This is a genomic window from Bartonella sp. TT119HLJHH, assembly GCF_042193385.1.
Lineage (GTDB): Bacteria > Pseudomonadota > Alphaproteobacteria > Rhizobiales > Rhizobiaceae > Bartonella.
In genome coordinates this window covers 1-6,326 of record NZ_JBHILS010000031.1, presented here as the reverse complement: position 1 = coordinate 6,326, position 6,326 = coordinate 1, and the positions used below count along the sequence as shown (strand labels likewise).

The 6,326-nt window shown below is 42.1% G+C and carries 6 protein-coding genes and 1 pseudogene; all 7 read right to left on the bottom strand.

The genetic code is table 11. The features are described from left to right. A pseudogene (locus ACFIJL_RS08355) lies at positions 1 to 481 on the bottom strand (phage tail protein); the annotation flags it as partial. A gap of 86 nt (positions 482 to 567) precedes the next feature. Beyond that, positions 568 to 777, bottom strand: coding sequence for a 2-hydroxymuconate tautomerase family protein (locus ACFIJL_RS08350; protein WP_375607418.1), 210 nt, complete (start codon positions 775 to 777; stop codon positions 568 to 570). 14 nt (positions 778 to 791) lie between these two features. Further along, positions 792 to 1,883, bottom strand: coding sequence for a hypothetical protein (locus ACFIJL_RS08345; protein ID WP_375624181.1), 1,092 nt, complete (start codon positions 1,881 to 1,883; stop codon positions 792 to 794). After that, entirely contained in the window at positions 1,876 to 2,025 is a 150-nt protein-coding gene (locus tag ACFIJL_RS08340) for a hypothetical protein (protein WP_375624179.1), read from the bottom strand. The genes ACFIJL_RS08345 and ACFIJL_RS08340 overlap by 8 nt, the downstream gene beginning before the upstream one ends. Before the next feature lie 96 nt (positions 2,026 to 2,121). Beyond that, positions 2,122 to 3,990 (bottom strand): FAD/NAD(P)-binding protein, encoded by a 1,869-nt coding sequence (locus ACFIJL_RS08335; protein WP_375624177.1) that lies wholly within the window; start codon positions 3,988 to 3,990, stop codon positions 2,122 to 2,124. Between the two features lie 94 nt (positions 3,991 to 4,084). Next, entirely contained in the window at positions 4,085 to 5,263 is a 1,179-nt protein-coding gene (locus ACFIJL_RS08330) for a YbfB/YjiJ family MFS transporter (protein ID WP_375613792.1), read from the bottom strand. 259 nt (positions 5,264 to 5,522) lie between these two features. Further along, the coding region (locus ACFIJL_RS08325) for a baseplate J/gp47 family protein (RefSeq protein ID WP_375624175.1) at positions 5,523 to 6,326 on the bottom strand (804 nt) is incomplete at its 5' end.

The window sequence follows — 6,326 nt, the reverse complement described above, 5'->3', positions numbered from 1 at the left end:
ATCAATCAAATAACAAAAGCGTGAGGAAAAATCTGCGCGATAGGCAAGGCTTTCTTCCGTATTTTTACCACCCGTATCAAAAACCGCAATCGCTTGTAGCTTTTCTGCCACTTGTTCTAAAGCGTCTGCCACAGGGTTTTTGCCATTATCAATCCGCCCTGCACTATAAGCCGGTGCTAAGAGAATTCCAGGTTCCACACCCAAATGCCCCCGCGCATGCGCTAAGGCATGCACACCGGTCAAGTGAGTATTGGATCCCACCATTTCGGTTTGTGTCTCAGCAATGGTTGACTTTTCTTCCACCCGCACAAGAATAATTTGTGCCTCAATCCCCTGCGCACACAGCATTAATAACATCAAGAGCTGTTCCCCTTCGCCCAAGCTTTTGGATTTTTTCTGTCTCATGGGTGAAGACCAACACAGGCTCGTTAAGGGGAAAAACTTGGTTGTCAGCATCAGGGGCTGTAACAACCGCCCCAATAGCGGTCTGATCAAATGTTGCTAAAGGACGTGATTTTTTACATTGATTAACCCTATTGACCTTAAATTATTGTCAAATACACAGAGTTATTCTTTATTTTGAGCTTTTCTTAATTCTGTAATGGGAACACCACCGATACCCCAATTGTCTGTCTCCACTTCATCAATCACGACAACAGTCGTTTTCGGATTTTTATTCAGAATATTAACTAATAATTGAGTTGCCCCTTCTATTAGTTGCCGTTTCTGTTCAGAGGTAACCCCTTCATTAGTAATTTTAATATTTATGTAAGGCATAAGATCTCCACAATTTACAAATATTGAATAAAAAAGCTCAAATAAATGAACGCAAAAAGATTAAATATTAATACATAATAACTATGCATTTTAAAGCTCGTATCCACCGGTGAAATATGCAGGCTACTGGAAGCAAAAATAGCATTTATTGATACAGGAGAAAGGAGTTGAGCTGCAATAAAGAAGCAAATCCAAACCAAATAATCCGTAACCCCATAAGCCATCGATGACCCTAGTAAGGGAAATGCCAAACTAAATAGCACCATAGGGTGAATTCCTACTACACTGAAAATTGGCAACACAAAGAGAATACAGGCATAGCGCTGCCAAACAGAGAGTGATGCCAATGAGTGACTAAACGTCACCGGCAACAAAGGAATAAGCAAATCACAAGTAGATATTAGCAGACTACAACCTAGCAACAACATAATTTCACTGGATATACTGCGTATCACTGCCACCAAAGGAGTCAAAAAATCAATACTGCGTGAACTCCCACGCTCAATGAGGTATAGAATGCTCGCCGTCAATGCAATGCTTTCTAGTGCATTCAACCTAATAACTGTCAACGCAACGATAAATATTAGCCAGAAAAATATCAAAAAAATCCAAATTCTTACTCTCTCTCCTTCTTTATTCGCTCTTCTCTCATCGCAAATAATCGAGTTAGCTAGCGGTACAACAGGAGAAAGGCACAACAACAACAGACTGAATAGAAAAAGTGGTATCCCCAAAGCAGCGGATGTGAATATTGGTGTTCTAGGCATAGCAGCGAAAACTGTTGCTGCACCGATGCTGGTCGGCATCAGTACCATCGTGATGCTCATCATTCGCATCACAATAGCGGCCAAATGGCGAGAGGGAAAAACACTTTTTTTCAAGGCATCAATCATTAGGGGGATAACCCCCAAACTCATCGGCCAAGCTAAAAACGCAGTCAGTATCGCGATGGACAGGGTAAGCGAACCCTTTCCATAGCGCATCAACCGTTCAGAGAGAAATTCTGAAATACGCCATGTATTCATCACATGGCGCAACAATCCCATGGCGAGTAATAGCCAAAAGACATCAGTAAAACGCACAAGCACAGTACGAACATCAGGCAAGTGCCAACGCCATATCAGCACTAAAGCACAAGCCAACAGGATGAACACACCACTGCGTGCATTCCCCTTCAACCACCAGTATGGTATCGTCAAAAGCAAATAACCGAAAACAGTCACTCCAGCCAATGGAATAAGAAACCAAGTTCTTATTGAGATAGACATAAGAAAAATGAATAGCATCAGCATCGCCATTATAACGGATACGGAGGACATGCGTATCAGGAAGCTTTTTACATCATCAATGTACATTAATTGTTGAATCTTTGACTGAGTAGCGATTAAGAAGCTGCTCGTACATGTCAGTGACACAGCGCCCTGCATCCCGCAGTGCACGAGAATTAACTAAAGGCCTAGGCAAAATATATGTATAAAAATTGGGCCCCTCTACTGGATTACCGACCACCCATAATGTATTTTGTATTTGCCCTTTAGTGTCTATAGGATGCTGCCGACGGTCAATATCAATACCACCAGGATGATATCCTTGGTTGATAAATGGTCGAATGATGCCCTGACCAGCCAAATTCTGGATAAAAGGGGACTCATCACGCAACGGAGAAAAACGATCAATCTTGGCCTTGATCAGCACATCTCCATCAACTGAACTGTTTTCATCTTGAAAAACAGACTGAATTTCGAAACGGCTGGTACTAGCATTGAGAACAAGTTTAGGTGAAGGTCCGCCAGCCAAAGTCACGATACCAGCCTCCATCAGAGCCTTCAACTCTTGGTTTCGCTGCATCGGTGGGCCGACAGAAATACGGTTAAAGTTTGGATTAAAATATTCAATAAAGTACTTGTGAGATGAAGACGTTAACCCGCAAAAATCAATTGCTGAACGTAAGATATCACGGACATCTCGTAGCACATCTGTAGCAGCTTTCACTGGGCCATCAACATTACCTGCAGCGGAAGAATGAAGATCGTCCTTCAAATGCTCCATGAAAAATCTTGTATAATCCTTCAAAGAAGCAAATATTTTATTTCGATAAGGATACAGCAACGCTTGAATACACTGCTCGTCTTTGGAAGTAACAACATAGGTTTCAGAGTCTAGCCAGTGCCCCAGCTGCGTACTTCGATAGACATAACACATTTCTTTAAGCAACAAAGGTAAAAGCTGCGTTTCGAAATCCAGCTTCGGAGAACCGTTAGCAATGCTGGATTGCTTACGCAGATGATGTATTGCATCGAGAGTAAGGAATGATGGTATGTATTGCCCACTACCACCCTTTTGATTAATCCCGCGACTACTAAAAGGCAATGTTTGACGGGAGAATAGAGCTATCTTCGGTTCTTTGCCGCTTGGCATGTAGCGCAATTGTCCAGCATTTTCAGTAAAAGTCCCACCGCGACCGTAAGTCAATTGCGACAAGACATCATAGCTAGTTAATCCAATTCCCTGCACCAGCACACGAGACTGAGATTGTATAGAGTCCAACTTTTCAAGTGGATAAGGATTCGAATAATAGTTCAGAAGAGCGTTTTTCATTTGGTGACCAGCCACAAACTGTTGCAGGCTTTCATCATGCGATGAATATATATTCTTACCGTGACCCGTGGTCATATAAACAAAATCTACACTATAATGACAGCCATCTTCCAAAAGAACATCCGTTTTATTATCTTGGTGGATATGGAGATTGATAACCTTTTGTCGGATCTCCTTAATACGAATACCGGAAGGTAAATCTTGCGTGAGCTCTTGGTAAGCCCAAGACAGGTATTCCCCTAACAAACGACGTGATAAATAATCATTTTCTTTGATTTCTCTCCCAACATTATGCTCTGTACGAGAAAAAACACCGTTAATATTACGATAACCTTGTTGAATAGCCCATTGATAGAAATTCGGCCCTTTACGAATAGGCCCGACACCCTTAACTGTATCATCACCAAATAAAGTAATCTGGCAAGCGACAGTGTTAACCAATAAATGATCTGGCTGATGCACACTATGGGTACCGGTTCCCATCTCATTGGGATCAATCAATAAAATATCAATGTTCCCAGAAAATGGATAATGGGAATAAAGTGTGAGCAAGCGTTCGAGAATACTGATCCCACGAGGACCAACGCCCAAAATAGCGACTGTAGAGTGAAGCATTCTGTAATCTCCCCTATTAGAATAATTTGACTTTCACAAAATGTTTCAAAAAAAATGGAATAAATTCTCTGACTTTTTAGTGAAGATTGCGGGTTTATGAAACGCCAACGACCTTTTTACAAAGACAATATTGACAGATTCCAGCAGCAACAAAAAGCGCTACAGCACCACAGATAACGGAAAGCGCAATGGCATGTGAACCAGACTGTAAAAAACTCGTCAAGAGAGGTCCTAATATTTGGCCAAAACCGTAAGTTAAGGTAGCCAAGCCTAGCAGATTTATGCCATACGGCGCATATAAACGCTTAGCTAACGGCATAACTAAAGAAGTCGTCCCCATAAAAGTAAATCCAAACCCTATACAACTGAGAACGATCAGTACAAGAGACTGACTGAATAATGTCAGTAATACGCATCCTCCTTGGATAAGCAAATTGAGCATCAGACAACGTAATACCCCCCACCGATGGGCTCCCCATAACCAAATGAAACAACTAGGAACAATGGCAATTCCGACAAACGACCATAAGTGGTTAGCGAGTAGTGGAAAATTAAATGTTTTCGCCATCAGAGGAAGATATGTCGCGACAATAATATAACCAAACCCAGCAAGCCCATAAATCAGAGCGAGTTCCCACCAAACGATATTTTCGTGTGCCAATGACTCATTAATAGCAAATTGAGACGCATCAACACGACGTGGAAATAAAATAAACAACAAGAGCAACAATACAACAGATATAAAACCAGCTCCAAACCAAATATTTTTCGCGTTCAGCGATTTACTCAAACCAATAATAACATACTCATTACCCAGCAGAATACCAACTCCCACACCTGCATAGAGCGAAGCAATAACCCACAGCTTGTGACTATGCTGCATAACCGTCATAGAACCAAAAATCATCATTGCTGCACTCGCGATACCGGCAGCAAAGCGGATAAAGAAGACCAAGTAAAAGTTTGTTGTTAACGCCATGGCAAAAATAAGTGCACTCGTCACTATAGCTGCACCAAATAGCATGTAGGGAGCACGGGATATATTCCCAACTCTGCAAAACGAAAAAAACATACTCCCAACTAAATAACCGCCATAATTAGCACTAGCTATATAAGAAAGTTGCTTAAAGGTAAACAATCCTTCATCCAACATAACTGGAAATACCGGCGTATAGAAAAATCGCCCAATTCCCATCCCCAAAATCATAATAATCATACCGAACACAGCGATTTTGAAATAACTCAAATCTTGACGATTATTTTTTCCCCCCATTACTCTAATCCCTTAACGAATAATTCGCTCATCCGCATTCTATCTCATCGAGGGTAGCACTTATCTCAGAGAATAAAAGCCAATCTAGCCATTTGTTTGAACAACCAGAGGAACATATTGAGCGATTATTGTCAACATTACTGGATCAGTTATATGCATTTCATCGTTTTACGCCCTGCTCCATGTATGATCTTCTCCCTCCAAAGCTTCTTTTTCAGAAAATAATGGCTGAAATTAAGCAGCAATAACAACGAGGAAATCAATAAGCACGCCCCCGTTCAGACAAAACAATATCCCCTAGTGCGACCGCTTCATCAGGTGCGACCAAAATATCCTCACAAGGTTGCGTTATGTTCACATGGTGAACGCCCTCAACCATCAAGCGGCTTAGTATCCAACTTAAAGACAAATCACGCCCAAGCCTCCATGCACGCGCCCATTCTGCTCTTAAATTCTGCTCCGCTCTTTCCAAAACAAAGGAGCCTTCATCCGGTAACAACCAAAAATCAGCAGAAACATTGATCATCCGCTGTACCGCGCTTTTCACAAGGATGTGGTCATTGGTCATTTTAACATGGGGGGCATCAAGGGCTGCTTGCACCTTGGCAATTAAAGCCTCATCAGCCACCCCTGAAGGAGCGTCACTAAAAAGCGCAACATGAATAAGCGGACTTTTACCCTCACGATAAACAAAAGCATCTTTGACATGGATATCGCTTGAGAGGGCAAAATATTGATAACGTGGCGCTGTGCCCCCTGTGGAATGTCCTTGTCTATTCAAGCGAATGCGGCGGCGCAAACGCTCATCATCTTCATCCAAAAGGCGCGTGACCCCATGAAAATCCCCCAAATGGTCTAAACTTGTTCCACGCGCAAATGTAAGTAAATTATCCCGCGCCACTTCATTCATTCGCTGGCGCAATAGCAACTCTTCATAAGCCGCCGCTTGCAATTGAATGACCACGGGATCATAAGCCGTCTTTTCCACATTATAAGGAATATGATGCGCTGCAAAAAGCTCAGTCAAACGCGTGATCTTTTGCTCTAAAATTGCTTCAACAGA

Coding starts and splice junctions, on each gene's coding strand:
- ACFIJL_RS08330 (WP_375613792.1), bottom strand. CDS start 5,263: ATGGGGGGAAAAAATAATCGTCAAGATTTGAGTTATTTCAAAATCGCT.
- ACFIJL_RS08335 (WP_375624177.1), bottom strand. CDS start 3,990: ATGCTTCACTCTACAGTCGCTATTTTGGGCGTTGGTCCTCGTGGGATC.
- ACFIJL_RS08350 (WP_375607418.1), bottom strand. CDS start 777: ATGCCTTACATAAATATTAAAATTACTAATGAAGGGGTTACCTCTGAA.